1 protein-coding gene is annotated in these 265 nt (G+C 35.5%); it reads left to right on the top strand.

Translation table 11 applies throughout. The features are described 5' to 3' along the window. The coding region (locus tag SB775_RS30405; protein WP_410864981.1) for a CDP-glycerol glycerophosphotransferase family protein at positions 1 to 197 on the top strand (197 nt) is incomplete at its 5' end. Between the last annotated feature and the right edge of the window lie 68 nt (positions 198 to 265).

Raw genomic sequence — 265 nt, 5'->3', positions numbered from 1 at the left:
CTGTGAACGAAGAAAATGCACCAGGACCGATTGCATATAACACCCAAGAGCTAATACATCTTGTCAAACATGCGATCGATCATCAGTATGTTGTGGAAGATGAATATAAAGAAAAATATTTGAAGATCAATAGCTTTAACGATAATCAAAATACGAAAAGAATTACGGATTTCTTAAAAGAGCATCAAATTATCTAATGTCTGAACCCCCCTGAATCTACGATCGAAAGGATTCAGGGTTTTTTGTCTTCTAGTTTGAAGTGCAC

This window comes from Peribacillus sp. SIMBA_075 (assembly GCF_046534585.1).
The sequence above is the reverse complement of the archived record's forward strand: the minus strand, read 5'-3'. Positions and strand labels throughout refer to the sequence as shown.